This window comes from Streptomyces sp. NPDC057002 (genome assembly GCF_042673825.1).
Taxonomy (GTDB): Bacteria; Actinomycetota; Actinomycetes; order Streptomycetales; family Streptomycetaceae; genus Streptomyces.
In genome coordinates this window covers 200,836-217,999 of record NZ_JBHURZ010000003.1, presented here as the reverse complement: position 1 = coordinate 217,999, position 17,164 = coordinate 200,836, and the positions used below count along the sequence as shown (strand labels likewise).

Genomic DNA, 17,164 nt, shown 5'->3' with positions numbered 1-17,164 from the left:
CGTGTCCGCCTCCTCGGACTCTGCCCACGACCGGGGTGCCACCCGTAACGTGTGGCATGACCACGAACACGTGGCGACGACATGGCACACCCGAAAGCGAGGCAGCACCCGATGCCCCCCTTCGATGTCCCCGAGGGCGACCCCTTCGGCCCGCACAATCTGCCGTACGGCGTGTTCTCCCTCCCCGGTTCGTCCCACCGGTCCGTGGGAGTCCGGCTCGGCGACCATGTGCTGGACGCCGGTGCCGCGGCCCACGCGCTCGGCTCCCCGTACGCCGCCCTGCTGGCCCGGCCGAGCCTCAACCCGCTGCTGGCGGCGGGGCGCACGGCCTGGTCGGACGTGCGCCGGGCGCTGACCGCCTGGGTGACCGTGCCGTCCCACCGCGAGACCGTCGAACCGCTGTTCCACCCCCTGTCCTCGGTGACCCTGCACCTCCCCTTCGAGGTCGCGGACTACGTCGACTTCTACGCCTCCGAGAACCACGCCCGGAACGTCGGCCAGATCTTCCGCCCCGACGCCGCCGACTCCCTGACCCCCAACTGGAAGCATCTGCCGATCGGCTACCACGGCCGCTCCGGCACGGTCGTCGTCTCCGGCACGGACGTCGTGCGCCCCTCCGGCCAGCGCAAGGCGCCCACCGACACCGCTCCCGTGTTCGGCCCGTCCGTCCGCCTGGACATCGAGGCGGAGGTCGGCTTCGTGGTCGGCGCGCCGTCCTCCATGGGCGAGCCGGTGTCCCTCGACGGCTTCCGCGAGCACGTCTTCGGCCTCTGCCTCCTCAACGACTGGTCCGCACGCGACATCCAGGCCTGGGAGTACGTCCCCCTCGGCCCGTTCCTCGGCAAGTCCTTCGCCACTTCGGTGTCGGCGTGGATCACCCCGCTGGACGCCCTGGAGGACGCCCGGGTGGCCCCGCCGGCCCGGACGCACGAGCTGCTGCCGTACCTGGACGACAGCGACGAGGAACCCGCCGGCTACGACCTGCGGATCAGCGTCGCCGTCAACGGCCACGTCGTCTCCGAGCCGCCCTTCTCCACCATGTACTGGACGGCCGCCCAGCAGCTGGCCCACATGACCGTGAACGGCGCCTCCCTGCGCACCGGCGACCTGTACGGCTCGGGCACGGTCAGCGGCCCGGCGGACCGGGAGCGCGGCTCCCTGCTGGAGCTGACCTGGAACGGCCAGGAGCCCCTCGAACTCCCGGACGGCAAGCGGGCGTTCCTTGAGGACGGCGACGTGGTGACCCTCTCGGCCTGGGCCCCGGGGCCGGACGGTGTACGGGTGGGGCTCGGCGAGGTGACGGGGCGGGTGACACCGGGAGCGGAGTGAACCCAGGCGGCAGGGGCGAGTCTGGCCGACAGTCGCCCCTTCCGGCTCTTCCGATGGCGTTCGACTCCTGACTCACACCGCCCGGCCCGTCATACTGGGCGTCGGGCGGTGTGTCCGCCCGTGCGCGGTACACGGCACGTTCGGCGAGCACTTCGGCCGTGGCACCGGCGCGCACAGCAGCCGCTCTCCCCCGCACCACCCGTAGCCGCCCCTCTTCCGACCAGGAACCGGAGCCCGTGGCAATGACCGTCTGCCTGCTCCTGCTGAGCGTTGTCGCCGTGACGGCCGCCGTGCCCGCGCCCCGGGCGCTGACCCGGTCCGCGTGGCCCGAGCGGGAACCGGTGGTCGCGCTGTGGGTGTGGCAGTGCCTGGTCGCCACCGTCCTGCTGTGCTGTGTGACGGCTCTCGCCCTGGGCGCCGCCGCCGTCTTCGGCACGGTCCGCGCCCAGCTCTTCGCTCCGGCGCCGCCCGCCGTGACCGCGGCGTACGACCTCTCCACCGCCCCTCCGTGGGCCGCCACCCTCACCCTGCTACTGGCCTGCGGCGCCGCCTGGACGACCGCGATGCTCGCTCGCGAACTCGTCGAGGCGCGCCGGCGCCGCGCCCAGGCCCGCGCCCATCTGCGCGAGCGCGCCCCCGATCTGCCGGCCGGCCTGCCCGCCGCCCGCGGGCCCCTGCTCGTTCTCGAGGACGAGTACCCCGACGCCTGGTGGATGCCCGGCAGTCCGTCCCAGCTGATCGTCACCACGGGCGCCCTGCACCGTCTCACCGGCCACCAGCTCGACGCCGTCCTCACCCACGAGCGCGGCCACGCCCGCGCCCGCCACGACTGGCTGCTGCACCTTTCCACGGCCCTGGCCACCGGCTTCCCCCGCATCCCGCTGTTCGCCCACTTCTGCGACCAGACCCACCGCCTGGTCGAACTGGCCGCCGACGACACCGCCTCCCGCCGCTGCGGCCATCTGACCACCGCGCTGGCCCTGATCGAGCTCAACCAGCACCGCGGCGTCCTGTCCTGCGCCTCCAGCCACCGTCTCCTGGGCGAACGGGTCGACCGGCTCCTGGAACCGCCGCCCCGGCTGGGCCGCAGACACCGGGCCCTGACGACCACCACGGCCGCGCTCGTACCGCTGCTGCCCCTGCTGATCGCCTTCGCCCCGGGCCTGACGGCGCTGTCGTAGCCGTACCTGCCGGAAGCCAAGGGGGCGGATCCGGCCGTGGAACGGCCGCTGCCGTGGTGGCAGATCTCCCCACGGGCCCGCCGAAACCGCAGCTCAACAGTCGAACCGGTCACATTCCCGGTGGCGCAACACTCCCGCAACACTACTTTTCCTACCGGATAGGTATGGTCCGAGCCATGCCCATCGACCGCAGCCGAGACCACGCCGGACAGGGAGCCGCGACCACCGTCGCCGCCCACCGCGCGCGGCGACGGCTGCGCGCCGACCGGGCCAGGCAACTGGCGGACCTGCTCCGCCAGCAGACGCTCACCGGCGCCTTCCCCGACGGCACCCTCCCCCACGAGTCGACCCTCGCCGCCGACTACGGCGCCGGCCGCAACACGGTCCGCGAGGCGCTCGACCTGCTGCGGGCCGAGGGCCTCGTGGAACGCCGGCCCGGCGTCGGCACCGTGGTCGTGGCCCACAAGTACCCCCACGGCCTCGACCGTCTGATGGGCCTCGCGGAAACCCTCCGCGAACACGGCCGGGTCACCAACGAGGTCCGCACCATGGGCCCCGCCCCGGCACCCGCGCCGGTCGCCGAACGCCTCCACCTCGCGCCAGGCACCGACGTCCTCTACATCGAACGCCTGCGCCGTCTCAACGGCCTCCCCCTGTCCCTCGACCTCACCTACATCCCGCTCGACCTCGGCACCGAACTGCTCGGCGCCGACCTGGAGAACACCGACGTCTTCCGCCTCCTGGAAGCCGTCACCGGCCAGCCCCTCGGCCATGCCGAGATCACACTGGAAGCGGTCAGCGCGGACACCCACTCGGCCGCCGTGCTCGAGGCCCCGCGCGGCGCCGCCGTCCTCATGCTGGAACGCCTCACCCACCTCGCGGACGGCCGCCCGGTCGACCTGGAGTTCATCCGCTTCCGCGGCGACCGCATCACCATGAGCGGCCAGCTGCACCGGTCCCGGTAACCACCCCGCTCGCGCAGATCCCTGGAGACAGCCATGCCCTTGGCGCACCAGCGGGCCGACGTGCCCGTGACCATCGACGAGTCGAAGTGCATCGACGGCTGCACGCTCTGCGTGGACATGTGCCCGCTGGACTCCCTCGCCATCGACGAGAGCAACGGCAAGGCGTACATGCACGTCGACGAGTGCTGGTACTGCGGCCCGTGCGCGGCCCGATGCCCCACCGGTGCCGTCACGGTCAACATGCCCTATCTGCTCCGGTGAGAGGCCCGAACCGTCATGGACCGAACCGTCATGTCCCGAACCAGCACGTCCCGAACCAGCACGTCCCGAACCAGCACGTCCCGAACCACACCGAAACGCACAGCGGTCGCGGTGTCCGCCGTCGTCCTCCTGCTCCCGCTCAGCGCCTGCGGCGGTGACGCCGAGGCCGGCAGCGGCTCCACGGTCACCGTCACCGTCGGCTACCAGTCCAGGACGATCAACACCGTCACGGCGGGCACCCTGCTCCGCTCCCTCGGCTACTTCGAGAAGCAGCTGAACGCCCGCAACGACGGCGTCAAGTACAAGGTGAACTGGCAGGACTACGCCACCGGCGCCCCCATCACCGCCCAGATGACAGCCGGGAAGATCGACATCGGCTCGATGGGCGACTTCCCGCTGCTCATCAACGCGGCCCGGGGCAAGCAGCTGAACAGCCCCACCCGTCTGGTCTCGGTCACCGGCTACAACCTCCGCGGCGGCCTCAACACCATCGTCACGGCCCCCGGTTCCAAGCTCGCCACCCTGAAGGACCTGAAGGGCAAGAAGGTCTCCACTAGCGTCGGCTCGGCCGCCGACGGCACCCTCGTACGGGCCCTGCAGCGCGCCGGCGTCGACCCGAACAGCGGCATCGAGAAGCTCAACCAGCAGCCCTCCGTCGGCGCCTCCGCCCTCACGGCGGGCAGCGCGGACGCGCTGTCCCAGTTCGTCGCCTGGCCGGGCCTGCTCGCCTACCAGGGCAAGGCGAAGGCCCTGTACGACGGGGCCCGGCTGGATCTGCCCACCTTCCACGGCGTCACCGCCCGCGAGGACTTCGCCAAGGAGCGCCCGGCCGTGCTGGACGCGTTCCTGAAGGCGCAGGCGCAGGCGACGGACTATCTGAACGACCACCCGGTGGACGCCGCCGAGAAGGTCGCGAAGGCGACCGGCCTGCCCGCCGAGGTCGTCTACCTCTACAACGGCGCTCACGGCATCGCCACCTTCGACCAGGCGATCAAGCCCCAGCTCGTCTCCGCCCTGAAGAAGGACGTCTCGATCCTGAAGTCGGCCAAGCTCACCGGCGACGTGGACGTCGACTCCTTCGTCGACGACCAGTACGTGAAGAAGGCCCTCGGCCCGACGGCGTACGCCAAGCATCTCGCCACGAAGCCCGCGCCGGCCGCGAGCGAGGCCTGGCCCAAGGGCGCCTCGAAGACCGTCACCTTCACCTCCCCCTCCCAACTGCTGCGTTACGTGGCCGGGCACCGCGACGGCGTCCGCGCGTCCTACGTCCCCGACACCACTACCGGCACCCTGTGGTTCGCCGACAAGGCGGTGTGGGTGGCCGACGGCTCCAAGCTGCTGCCGTTCGTCGCGCCCGAGACCGCGCAGGCGTACATCGCCGGGCACGGCGGGGCGCGGGTCGTCTCCTACGCCGACGCTCTGGAGCAGGCGTCGTGACGCGTTATGTGCTCCGCGTGGCCTCCCTGGCCGCCGCCCTCGGCCTGTGGCAGGCGCTGACCAGCCTGAAGGTCGACCTGTGGCTGCGCTTCTCGCAGTTCCCGACGGTCACCGACGTGGGCCGGGCCTTCGCCGCCCGGCTGTCCGGGCCGGACTACTGGACGGACCTGACCGACAGCCTGACCCGGATCCTCACGGGCTTCCTGCTGGCCGCCGTCCTGGGCGTCGCCACGGGCGTGCTCGTGGCGCGCTCGCGGCTCGCCGAGGACCTGCTCGGCCCGGTACTGGAGGTGATCCGGCCGATCCCGGCCATCGCGCTCGTGCCCGTGGCGATCCTGCTCTTCCCCTCCAACGAACAGGGCATCGTCTTCATCACCTGCACCGCCGCCTTCTTCCCGGTGATGGTCTCCACCCGGCACGCGGTGCGCGCCCTGACCCCCATGTGGGAGGAGGCGGTGCGCACCATGGGCGGCGGCCGGTGGCGGATCCTCGGCTCCGTCGTCCTGCCGGGCGCACTGCCCGGCGTGTTCGGCGGCCTGTCTGTCGGCATCGGCGTGTCCTGGATCTGCGTGATCTCCGCCGAGATGATCTCCGGCCAGTACGGGGTGGGCTACCGCACCTGGCAGGACTACACCGTCGTCGACTATCCGGGCGTGTTCGTCGGCATGGTCACCATCGGCGTGCTCGGCTGGCTCACCTCCACCGCCGTGGAACTGCTGGGCCGCCGCCTCACCCGCTGGCTGCCCCGCACCGCCTATGTCCCCGGCACCCGGCCGCCCCGGCCCGCCCGGTCCGCGAAGCCCGCGCCGGCCGCCCCCGCCGCCGCATCCGGCGGCCCCGTGTCCGGCGGCCCCGCATCCGGCGGCCCCGCATCCGAGGAGGCACGCGATGAGCACCTCGTCTGAGACCGTCCCGAACACCTCGTCCGAGACCGTCCCGAACACCTCGTCCGAGACCGTCCCGAACACCTCGTCCGAGGCCGTCCGTGGCACCTCGCCCGAGGCCGATGGCACCGCGACGCCGGTGCGCGGCACCCGGCTCACCCTGTCGGGCGCGTCCCTCGGCCGCCCCGGCGCCCCCGCCCTGGACGACGTCGACCTGGACATCGCCCCCGGCGAGATCCTCACCGTCGTCGGCCCGTCCGGCTGCGGCAAGTCGACCCTGCTGCGCACCCTGGCCGGCCTGCTGTCCCCGCTCTCCGGGGAGATCACCCAGGACGGGCACCCGCTGACCGGCCCCGGGGCCGATCGCGCCCTGGTCTTCCAGGAGGACGCCCTGCTCCCCTGGCGCACCCTGCGCGCCAACGTCGAACTGCCCCTCGCCATCAGCGGCGTGTCCCGAGCCGAGCGCAGGGAACAGGCCCAGGCCTGGCTGGAGCGGGTCGGACTCGGCACACGGGCACGGCAGTTGCCGCACCGGGTCTCCGGCGGACAGCGCCAGCGCGTCCAGCTGGCCCGCGCCCTGGCCGCACGCCCGCGCGCCGTTCTGATGGACGAGCCGTTCGGCGCGCTCGACGCCCAGACCCGGGCGGGCATGCAGGACCTGCTGGTGGAGGTGCTGCACGGCACGGGCGCGACCGTCGTCTTCGTCACCCACGACGTGGACGAGGCCCTCTTCCTCGGCGACCGTGTCGCCCTGCTCGGCGCGGGCGGCCTCGCCGCCGTACGGGACGTGCCCCGCCCGCGTGACCGGGGCGCGCACGACGACCCGGCGCGCGTGGCCCTGCGGCGCGACGTCCTCACCTCGCTCGGTACGTGAAAGGCACCCCGGTGACCACCTCCGTGAACCCCCCTGCGGACACCTCCCTGGCCGTCCCGTCCCTCGCCGACGCCGAGGAACTGACCTGCGACGTCCTCGTCATCGGCGGCGGCACCGCCGGCACCATGGCGGCACTGACAGCCGCCGAGCACGGCGCGAACGTGCTGCTGCTGGAGAAGGCCCACGTCCGCCACTCCGGCGCGCTCGCCATGGGCATGGACGGCGTCAACAACGCGGTCATCCCGGGCCGCGCCGAACCCGACGACTACGTCGCCGAGATCACCCGCGCCAACGACGGCATCGTCGACCAGTCCACCGTCCGCCAGACCGCCACCCGTGGCTTCGGCATGGTGCAGCGGCTGGAGTCGTACGGCGTGAAGTTCGAGAAGGACGAGCACGGCGACTACGCGGTCCGCCAGGTCCACCGCTCCGGCTCCTATGTGCTGCCGATGCCGGAGGGCAAGGACGTCAAGAAGGTCCTGTACCGGCAGCTGCGGCGGCGCGAGATGCGGGAACGGATCCGCATCGAGAACCGGGTGATGCCGGTGCGTGTCCTCACCGCCGAGGGCCGCGCCGTCGGAGCGGCGGGCTTCAACACCCGCACGGGGCAGTTCGTCCAGGTCCGCGCGGGCGCGGTGATCCTCGCGACCGGCGCCTGCGGCCGCCTCGGCCTGCCCGCCTCCGGCTATCTGTACGGCACCTACGAGAACCCCACCAACGCGGGCGACGGCTACGCCATGGCCTACCACGCGGGCGCCGAACTCACCGGCATCGAGTGCTTCCAGATCAACCCGCTGATCAAGGACTACAACGGCCCGGCCTGCGCCTATGTCGCCAACCCCTTCGGCGGCTACCAGGTCAACCGGCACGGCGAGCGCTTCGTCGACTCCGACTACTGGTCGGGGCAGATGATGGCCGAGTTCGCCGCGGAGGTCGCGTCCGACCGAGGACCGGTCTATCTGAAGCTGAGCCACCTCCCCGAGGAGTCGGTCTCGGCCCTGGAGACGATCCTCCACTCCACCGAACGCCCGACCCGCGGCACCTTCCACTCCGGGCGCGGCCACGACTACCGCACCCACGACATCGAGATGCACATCTCCGAGATCGGCCTGTGCGGCGGCCACTCCGCCTCCGGCGTCCGGGTGGACGACCACGCCCGGACGACGGTGCCCCGGCTGTACGCGGCCGGCGACCTGGCCTGCGTCCCGCACAACTACATGATCGGCGCGTTCGTCTACGGCGACCTCGCGGGTGCGGACGCCTCCCAGTACCAGGCCTACGCGGGCGAGTTGCCGGCGCAGCAGCTCCGGGAGGCGCACGAGCTGATCTACCGCCCGCTGCGCAACCCCGACGGCCCGCCGCAGCCCCAGGTCGAGTACAAGCTGCGCCGCTTCGTGAACGACTATGTGGCCCCGCCGAAGTCCGGCGCCCGGCTGTCGCTCGCTTTGGAGGCGTTCGAGCGGATGCACGCCGACATCGCCGAGATGGGTGCCCACACCGCGCACGAGCTGATGCGCTGCGCGGAGGTCACCTTCATCCGTGACTGCGCGGAGATGGCCGCCCGGTCCTCCCTGGCCCGCACGGAGTCCCGCTGGGGCCTCTACCACGACCGTCTCGACCACCCCCGGCGCGACGACGCGTCCTGGTTCCACCACCTCGATCTGCACAAGTCCCCCTCTGGTGCGATGGAGTTCACGGCCCGTCCCGTGGCTCCCTATCTCGTTCCGGTCGACGGCTTCGCCCCCGTCGGCGGCCCGTCGCGTCTGATCGGCGAGGTCCACGCCGAGGACGTGGCGATGGCGGGGCCGCGGGATGTGGCTCCGGTGGCGGCCCAGGTGGGGGCGGCCGGGGCCCAGGTGGAGGCAGCCGAGGCTGAGCAGTCGCGGCAGACCGCGCCGTCCCCGTCCCCCGCTCCCGCCCCCGAGCAGTCCTCCGCCCGCCTCCTCGAACTCGTCGCCCTGGCCGATGAGGAGCCCGAACTCGAGGCCCTTCAGCCGTACCTGACCGACCCCGCGCCCGCCGTCCGGCGTGAGGCGGTCGCCGTGCTCACCGAGACGCTGCCGCCGGGAACCGGCCGCGCGCTCGCCTCCGCCCTGCGCGACACCGCCGCCGAGGTACGGGCCGCCGCGGCCGCGTCACTGCGGGAGCTCGTCGAGACGCTCCCGCCCGAGCCCGACCTGCGCGACGGCCTCGCCGCCGCCCTGGCCGAGCCCGACCCGGTGGTCCGCGCCGCCGCGCTGGACGTCCTGCGGGCCCTGCGCCTCGGAGACGCCGGCCTGTTCGCGGACGCCCTGGCCGACGCCGACATCGCCGTCCGTATCGAGGCCGTACGCGCCCTGGTGTCGGTCGACGCCGCCGGAGAACTGGCCCGCTCGGCGGTCGCCGACCCGTCCCGCGAGGTCCGGGTGGCGATCGCCAAGGGACTGGCCACGGTGGGTGCCGAGCGACTGTCCGGTGGCCTTCCTGCCGACTCCGATTCCGCCGCCCGCTCCGATTCCACCGCCGGCTCGATCGAAGCGGCCCTCACCGGCCTCCTCGACGACCCCGACGCCCTGGTGCGTGCGGCGGCCTACGGTGCGCTGGGCACCACCGGCTGCCCGGCGACCCTCACCGCACGTGCCGTGGCCGCCCTGTCGGAATCGGCCTGGCAGGTACGGGCCGGAGCCGCCACGGCCCTGTCCGTCGCCGACCCGGAGGTGGCGGTCCCCGCCCTCGCCAAGGCCCTCGCGGACGCCAACGCCGACGTCCGCAAGGCCGCCGTCCTGGCACTGACCCGGCACCGCACCGCCGAGGAGGCCCGCGCGGCCCTGGCCACGGCGACGACGGACTCCGACGCGGATGTCAGGGCGTACGCGGCACGGGCACTGTGACCGGTCCGTACCCCGGAGCTACGTGACCTGGCCGGAGCCCGGCCTCATATCCAGTCGGGTTCCGGCTCCGTCATCTCGGGCCAGTCGTCCGGCCCGCCCATCTGCGGGCCGGACGCCTGGGCCGGAGCCCGGTCGGGCACCCGGTCCGGGGTCGGGCCGGGCTGCCCGCCCAGTGACTCGAGCACCTCCAGCACGCCCTCCCCGTATGTCGCGAGCTTCTTCTCGCCCACTCCGCCGATCCCACCGAGCTCGGCCACCGACGCCGGCCACACCGTCGCGATCTCCCGCAGCGTGGCGTCGTGGAAGATGACATAGGCCGGTACGCCCTGCTCGCGTGCCTGCTCGGCCCGCCATGCGCGCAGTGCCTCGAAGGCCGGCATCAGTTCCTCGGACAGCTCGGCGGCAGCCGCCCTGCCCTTGCGCTCGCCCCGCCCGGAGCCCGAGGACGACGACCCCGACCGGGAGGTCACCGGCTTCCTCGGCTCCTTGCGCAGCGGCACCTTCTGCTCCCGCCGCAGCACCGTCCCGCTGCCCTCGGTCAGCACCAGCGTGCCGTACTCGCCCTCCACGGCGAGCAGTCCCTGGGCCAGCAGCTGCCGGATGACACCCCGCCATTCGGCCTCGGTCAGCTCATCGCCGATGCCGAACACGGACAGCTGGTCGTGGTCGAACTGGATCACCTTGCCGGTGCGCTTCCCCAGCAGGATGTCGACGATCTGCACCGCGCCGAACTTCTGGCCGCGCTCGCGCTGCAGCCGCACCACCGTCGACAGCACCTTCTGCGCCGCGACCGTGCCGTCCCAGGTCTCCGGCGGGGTGAGGCAGGTGTCACAGTTGCCGCAGCCCGCCGGGTCCGGTTCCTGGCCGAAGTAGGCGAGGAGCTGGCCTCGGCGGCACTGGACGGTCTCGCACAGCGCCAGCATCGAGTCCAGGTGGGACTGGGCCCGTCTCCGGAAGGCCTCGTCGCCCTCGCCGGACTGGATCAGCTTGCGCTGCTGTATGACGTCGTTGAGCCCGTAGGCCATCCAGGCCGTCGACGGCAGCCCGTCACGCCCGGCCCGGCCCGTCTCCTGGTAGTAGCCCTCGACCGACTTGGGCAGATCGAGGTGGGCGACGAATCGGACGTCCGGCTTGTCGATGCCCATGCCGAAGGCGATGGTCGCCACCACGACCAGGCCGTCCTCCCGCAGGAAGCGGGACTGGTGGGCCGCGCGTGTGCCCGCGTCCAGGCCCGCGTGGTACGGCACCGCCTCGACGCCGTTGCGGCTCAGGAATTCGGCGGTCTTCTCCACCGAGTTGCGCGACAGGCAGTAGACGATGCCCGCGTCGCCCGCGTGCTCCTCGCGCAGGAAGCTCAGCAGCTGCTTCTTCGGGTCCGCCTTCGGCACGACCCGGTACTGGATGTTGGGCCGGTCGAAGCTCGCCACGAAGTGGCGGGCCGCCGGCATGTTCAGCCGCTCGGTGATCTCCTGGTGCGTGGCGTGCGTGGCCGTCGCGGTGAGCGCGATCCGCGGCACGTCCGGCCAGCGCTCGCCGAGCAGCGACAGGGTCAGGTAGTCGGGCCGGAAGTCGTGGCCCCACTGGGAGACGCAGTGCGCCTCGTCGATCGCGAAGAGGGAGATCTTGCCGCGAGAGAGCAGATTCAGGGAGCTGTCCAGCCGAAGCCGCTCGGGCGCCAGGTACAGCAGGTCCAGCTCGCCGGCGAGGAACTCGGCCTCCACCAGCCGCCGCTCGTCGAAGTCCTGTGTGGAGTTCATGAACCCGGCCCGCACGCCCAGCGCCCGCAGCGCGTCGACCTGGTCCTGCATCAGGGCGATGAGCGGAGAGACGACGACCCCCGTACCGGGCCTGACCAGGGCCGGGACCTGGTAGCACAGGGACTTGCCGGCGCCGGTCGGCATGAGCACGACGGAGTCACCGCCCGCGACCACGTGCTCGATGACCGCTTCCTGCTCGCCCCGGAAGGCCTCGTACCCGAAGACCCGGTGCAGCGTGGCCAGCGCCTCGCTCTGCGTCACTGACATCTCAGCGATACCGCCCGTCCCACCCATCGTCCTGTCCCCCGTACGTCGTCCCTCGACCACTGCATCCACGATAGGGGTCACCACCGACAGCCCCGAAGTTATCCACAGGCTGGGCGACCACCCCTTTCAAGGCCGACGGCCCGGCACCCCGAAAGGGACGCCGGGCCGCAGCCCACCGGCAAGCGCACCGTCAGCGCACGAACACACCCGCCTGACCCGCCAGATCCAGGAAGTACTGCGGCGCCACACCGAGCACCAGCGTGACCGCCACGCCCACCCCGATCGCCGTCATGGTCAGCGGCGACGGCACGGCCACCGTCGGCCCCTCCGGCCTCGGCTCGCTGAAGAACATCAGCACGATGACGCGGATGTAGAAGAACGCCGCGATCGCCGACGAGATCACACCGACCACGACCAGCGGGGCCGCCCCGCCCTCCGCCGCCGCCTTGAACACGGCGAACTTCCCGGCGAAGCCGGAGGTCAGCGGGATGCCCGCGAAGGCCAGCAGGAACACCGCGAACACGGCCGCCACCAGCGGCGAGCGCCGGCCGAGCCCGGCCCACTTGGACAGGTGCGTCGCCTCGCCGCCCGCGTCCCGGACGAGGGTGACCACCGCGAAGGCGCCGATCGTCACGAACGAGTACGCCGCCAGGTAGAAGAGGACGGAGGAGACGCCGTCAGGCGTGGTCGCGATGACACCCGCGAGGATGAACCCGGCGTGCGCGATCGACGAGTACGCCAGCAGCCGCTTGATGTCGGTCTGCGTGATCGCGACGATCGCACCGCCCAGCATCGTGATGATCGCCACGGCCCACATCACCGGCCGCCAGTCCCAGCGCAGGCCGGGCAGGACGACGTACAGCACGCGCAGCAGCGCGCCGAACGCCGCCACCTTCGTCGCCGCCGCCATGAAACCGGTCACCGGCGTCGGAGCGCCCTGGTACACGTCCGGCGTCCACATGTGGAACGGCACCGCGCCCACCTTGAACAGCAGCCCCATCACCAGCAGCGCGGCACCGATCAGCAGCAGCGCGTCGTTGCCCATGGTGCCGGCGAGCGCCGGGTTGACGTCCTGCACCGTGCCGTCGACGACCTGCGCGATCGTCGCGTACGACATCGAGCCCGCGTAGCCGTAGAGCAGTGCAATGCCGAACAGCGAGAACGCGGAGGCGAAGGCGCCGAGCAGGAAGTACTTGACCGCGGCCTCCTGCGACATCATCCGCTTGCGGCGGGCCAGCGCGCACAGCAGGTAGAGCGGGAGGGAGAAGACCTCCAGCGCCACGAACAGCGTCAGCAGGTCGTTGGCCGCCGGGAAGATCAGCATGCCGGCGACGGCGAACAGCAGCAGCGGGAACACCTCGGTGGTGGTGAACCCGGCCTTGACCGCTGCCTTCTCGCTCTCGCTGCCCGGCACGGACGCGGCCTGCGCGGCGAAGGAGTCGACGCGGTTGCCGTGCGCCTCCGGGTCGAGGCGCCGCTCGGCGAAGGTGAACAGGCCGACCAGGGCCGCCAGCAGGATCGTGCCCTGCAGGAAGAGGGCCGGTCCGTCGACGGCGATGGCGCCCATCGCCGCGATGTGCGCCTTGGTCGTGCCGTACCCGTCGGCCGCGAGCGCCACGACCGCCGCGAAGGCGGCCGCGATCGCGACGACGGACACGAACATCTGGACGTAGTAACGGGACTTGCGCGGTACGAACGCCTCGACCAGGATCCCGACGATCGCCGCACCGACGATGATCAGGGTGGGGGCGAGCTGCCCGTACTCGATCTTCGGCGCGTCGATCTTCGTGATCGGTTCGGCCGCCGTTGTCCACAGGCTGTGGACGGCTGTTGCGCTCACTTGGCCGCCTCCACCTCGGGCTTGGGGTCCTTCTGCTGTACGTCGGACATGGTCTGTTTGACCGCCGGGTCGATGATCTCGGTGACGGGCTTCGGGTAGACGCCCAGGAAGATCAGCAGCACGACCAGCGGGGCGACGACCACGAGTTCACGCACCCTGAGGTCCGGCATCTTCGCGAGCTCGGGTTTCACCGGGCCCGTCATCGTCCGCTGGTAGAGGACGAGGGTGTACAGCGCGGCCAGGACGATGCCGAAGGTGGCGATGATGCCGACCACCGGATACCGCGTGAACGTGCCGACCAGGACGAGGAACTCGCTGACGAACGGTGCCAGGCCGGGCAGCGACAGGGTCGCGAGGCCGCCGATCAGGAACGTGCCGGCGAGCACCGGTGCGACCTTCTGCACTCCGCCGTAGTCGGCGATGAGCCGCGAGCCCCGCCGGGAGATCAGGAAGCCCGCCACCAGCATCAGCGCGGCGGTCGAGATGCCGTGGTTGACCATGTAGAGCGTCGCCCCGGACTGGCCCTGGCTGGTCATCGCGAAGATGCCCATGATGATGAAGCCGAAGTGGGAGATCGACGCGTACGCCACCAGCCGCTTGATGTCGCGCTGGCCCACGGCGAGCAGGGCGCCGTAGATGATGCTGATGAGCGCCAGCACGAGGATCGCGGGCGTCGCCCACTTGCTCGCCTCCGGGAAGAGCTGGAGGCAGAAGCGGAGCATCGCGAAGGTGCCGACCTTGTCGACGACGGCCGTGATGAGCACGGCGACCGGGGCGGTGGACTCCTGCATCGCGTTGGGCAGCCAGGTGTGCAGCGGCCACAGCGGCGCCTTCACCGCGAAGGCGAAGAAGAAGCCCAGGAACAGCCACCGTTCGGTGTTGGTCGCCATGTCGAGCGAGCCGTTGGCCCGGGCCTCGGCGATCTCCGTGAGCGAGAAGTTCCCGGCGACCACGTACAGGCCGATCACCGCGGCCAGCATGATCAGACCGCCGACCAGGTTGTAGAGCAGGAACTTCACCGCCGCGTACGACCGTTGCGTCGCCGCCGCCTTCTCGCCGTGCTCGTGGGCACGGTCCCCGAAGCCACCGATGAGGAAGTACATCGGGATCAGCATCGCTTCGAAGAAGATGTAGAAGAGGAAGACGTCGGTGGCCTCGAAGGAGATGATCACCATCGCCTCGACGGCCAGGATCAGAGCGAAGAAGCCCTGCGTCGGCCGCCACCGCGTGGACCCGGTCTCCAGCGGGTCGGCGTCGTGCCAGCCCGCGAGGATGATGAACGGGATCAGCAGCGCCGTGAGCGCGATCAGCGCCACCGCGATGCCGTCCACGCCCAGTTCGTAGCGGACGCCGAAGTCCGCGATCCAGGAGTGGGACTCGGTGAGCTGGTAGCGGTCGCCGCCCGGGTCGAAGCGCACCAGGACGACGATCGCGAGGACGAGCGTGGCGAGCGAGAAGAGCAGCGCCAGCCATTTGGCGACGGTGCGCCGCGCGGCCGGTACGGCGGCCGTGGCGATCGCCCCGACGGCCGGGAGCACCGCTGTCGCTGTCAGCAGAGGAAAGGACATCGGTATCAGACCGCCCTCATCAGCAGGGTCACGGCGACCAGGACCGCCGCACCCCCGAACATCGAGACCGCGTAGGAGCGGGCGAAGCCGTTCTGCAGCTTGCGCATCCGCCCGGAGAGGCCGCCGACCGAGGCCGCCGTGCCGTTGACGACGCCGTCGACCAGGGTGTGGTCGACGTAGACCAGGGACCGCGTGAGGTGTTCGCCGCCGCGGACCAGGACGACGTGGTTGAAGTCGTCCTGGAGCAGGTCACGCCGGGCGGCCCGGGTGAGCAGCGATCCGCGTGGGGCGACGGCCGGGACCGGACGCCGTCCGTACTGCGCCCAGGCGAGGGCGACGCCGATGACCATGCAGGTGACGGTCGCGCCGGTGACCGCGCCCGCGCTGATCGGCGAGTCGCCGTGGCTGTGCCCGGTGATCGGCTCCAGCCAGTGCACGAAGCGGTCGCCGATGCTGAAGAACCCACCGGCGGCCACCGACCCGACGGCCAGCACGATCATCGGGATCGTCATGACCTTGGGCGACTCGTGCGGATGCGGTTCGTTGCCTTTCTCGTCGGGCTGCCAGCGCTTCTCGCCGAAGAACGTCATCAGCATCACGCGCGTCATGTAGAACGCCGTGATGGCCGCGCCCAGCAGGGCCACGCCGCCGAGGATCCAGCCCTCGGTGCCGCCCTTGGCGAACGCCGACTCGATGATCATGTCCTTGGAGAAGAAGCCGGACAGGCCCGGGAAGCCGATGATCGCCAGGTAGCCGAGGCCGAAGGTGACGAAGGTGATCGGCATGTACTTCCTGAGACCGCCGTACTTCCTCATGTCCACCTCGTCGTTCATGCCGTGCATGACCGAACCGGCGCCGAGGAACAGCCCCGCCTTGAAGAAGCCGTGCGTCACCAGGTGCATGATCGCGAAGACGTAACCGATGGGGCCGAGGCCCGCGGCGAGCACCATGTAGCCGATCTGCGACATGGTCGAGCCGGCCAGTGCCTTCTTGATGTCGTCCTTCGCACAACCGACGATCGCACCGAAGAGGAGCGTCACGGCACCGACGACGGTGACGACCAGCTGCGCGTCCGGGGCGCCGTTGAAGACGGCCGCGGAGCGGACGATCAGGTACACGCCCGCCGTCACCATCGTCGCGGCGTGGATGAGGGCCGAGACCGGGGTCGGGCCCTCCATCGCGTCCCCGAGCCAGGACTGCAGCGGCACCTGGGCGGACTTGCCGCAGGCCGCGAGCAGCAGCATCAGGGCGATGACGGTCAGCTTGTCCTCACCGGCGGCACCGGCGAGCCCGGCCTCCTCGTGGCTGCCGAGCACCGGCCCGAAGGCGAAGGTGCCGAACCACAGGAACATCAGCATGATCGCGATGGACAGGCCCATGTCGCCGACGCGGTTGACCAGGAAGGCCTTCTTCGCCGCCGTGGCGGCGCTGGGCTTGTGCTGCCAGAAGCCGATCAGCAGATAGGAGGCGAGACCGACGCCCTCCCAGCCGACGTACAGCAGCAGGTAGTTGTCGGCGAGGACGAGCAGCAGCATCGCCGCGAGGAACAGGTTCAGATAGCCGAAGAAGCGGCGGCGCCGCTCGTCGTGCTCCATGTACCCGACGGAGTAGAGATGGATCAGCGAGCCGACGCCCGAGATCAGCAGGACGAACGTCATCGACAGCTGGTCGAGCTGGAAGGCGACGTCCGCCTGGAAGCCCTCGACCGGGATCCAGCTGAACAGGTGCTGGCCCATCTCGCGGTGGTCCGGGTCCTTGCCCAGCATGTCGGCGAACAGCACCAGGCCGAGCACGAAGGAGGAGGCGGCGAGGGCCGTGCCGATCCAGTGGCCGACGGCGTCCAGCCGGCGTCCGCCGCACAGCAGGACCGCCGCTCCGAGCAGGGGCGCCGCCACCAGCAGCGCAATCAGGTTCTCCACGATTCTTCCGAC

12 protein-coding genes are annotated in these 17,164 nt (G+C 71.4%); 8 read left to right on the top strand and 4 right to left on the bottom strand.

What is annotated here, in order from left to right; genetic code table 11:
• Positions 1-111: 111 nt before the first annotated feature.
• The 8 genes from fahA to ACFT32_RS15355 all read left to right on the top strand — a co-directional run bounded on the left by fahA (position 112) and on the right by ACFT32_RS15355 (position 9,801).
• Positions 112-1,329, top strand: coding sequence for a fumarylacetoacetase (fahA, locus tag ACFT32_RS15390; RefSeq protein WP_382489221.1), 1,218 nt, complete (start codon positions 112-114; stop codon positions 1,327-1,329).
• 242 nt (positions 1,330-1,571) lie between these two features.
• Positions 1,572-2,510, top strand: a complete 939-nt coding sequence (locus tag ACFT32_RS15385; protein ID WP_382490684.1) for a M56 family metallopeptidase — start codon at positions 1,572-1,574, stop codon at positions 2,508-2,510.
• A 164-nt stretch (positions 2,511-2,674) separates the two neighbouring features.
• The gene (locus tag ACFT32_RS15380) at positions 2,675-3,475 is read left to right on the top strand and encodes a GntR family transcriptional regulator (RefSeq protein ID WP_382489219.1); all 801 of its coding nucleotides are present in this window, start codon (positions 2,675-2,677) and stop codon (positions 3,473-3,475) included.
• Positions 3,476-3,508: 33 nt separating this feature from the next.
• Positions 3,509-3,736 (top strand): ferredoxin family protein, encoded by a 228-nt coding sequence (locus tag ACFT32_RS15375; protein WP_382489217.1) that lies wholly within the window; start codon positions 3,509-3,511, stop codon positions 3,734-3,736.
• Positions 3,737-3,847: 111 nt separating this feature from the next.
• Entirely contained in the window at positions 3,848-5,173 is a 1,326-nt protein-coding gene (locus tag ACFT32_RS15370; protein ID WP_382489215.1) for an ABC transporter substrate-binding protein, read from the top strand.
• Positions 5,170-6,078, top strand: a complete 909-nt coding sequence (locus tag ACFT32_RS15365; RefSeq protein ID WP_382489213.1) for an ABC transporter permease — start codon at positions 5,170-5,172, stop codon at positions 6,076-6,078. The genes ACFT32_RS15370 and ACFT32_RS15365 overlap by 4 nt, the downstream gene beginning before the upstream one ends.
• Positions 6,062-6,931 carry an ABC transporter ATP-binding protein gene (locus ACFT32_RS15360; RefSeq protein WP_382489211.1) on the top strand — a complete coding sequence of 290 codons (870 nt, stop codon included), beginning with the start codon at positions 6,062-6,064 and terminating at the stop codon, positions 6,929-6,931. The genes ACFT32_RS15365 and ACFT32_RS15360 overlap by 17 nt, the downstream gene beginning before the upstream one ends.
• 11 nt (positions 6,932-6,942) lie before the next feature.
• Complete coding sequence (locus tag ACFT32_RS15355) at positions 6,943-9,801, top strand: fumarate reductase/succinate dehydrogenase flavoprotein subunit (protein ID WP_382489209.1); 2,859 nt, start codon at positions 6,943-6,945, stop codon at positions 9,799-9,801.
• Positions 9,802-9,845: 44 nt separating this feature from the next.
• On the opposite strand, the gene recQ is transcribed toward ACFT32_RS15355, so the two are convergent.
• The 4 genes from recQ to nuoL form a co-directional block, all read right to left on the bottom strand.
• Positions 9,846-11,852 carry a DNA helicase RecQ gene (gene recQ, locus ACFT32_RS15350; protein ID WP_382489207.1) on the bottom strand — a complete coding sequence of 669 codons (2,007 nt, stop codon included), beginning with the start codon at positions 11,850-11,852 and terminating at the stop codon, positions 9,846-9,848.
• A gap of 163 nt (positions 11,853-12,015) precedes the next feature.
• On the bottom strand, positions 12,016-13,665 hold the full coding sequence (gene nuoN, locus ACFT32_RS15345; RefSeq protein WP_382489205.1) for an NADH-quinone oxidoreductase subunit NuoN: 1,650 nt from the start codon (positions 13,663-13,665) through the stop codon (positions 12,016-12,018).
• Entirely contained in the window at positions 13,662-15,233 is a 1,572-nt protein-coding gene (locus ACFT32_RS15340; RefSeq protein WP_382489204.1) for an NADH-quinone oxidoreductase subunit M, read from the bottom strand. The genes nuoN and ACFT32_RS15340 overlap by 4 nt, the downstream gene beginning before the upstream one ends.
• 5 nt (positions 15,234-15,238) lie before the next feature.
• A complete protein-coding gene (gene nuoL / locus ACFT32_RS15335) occupies positions 15,239-17,152 on the bottom strand; it encodes an NADH-quinone oxidoreductase subunit L (protein WP_382489203.1) in 1,914 nt (637 codons plus the stop codon).
• Between the last annotated feature and the right edge of the window lie 12 nt (positions 17,153-17,164).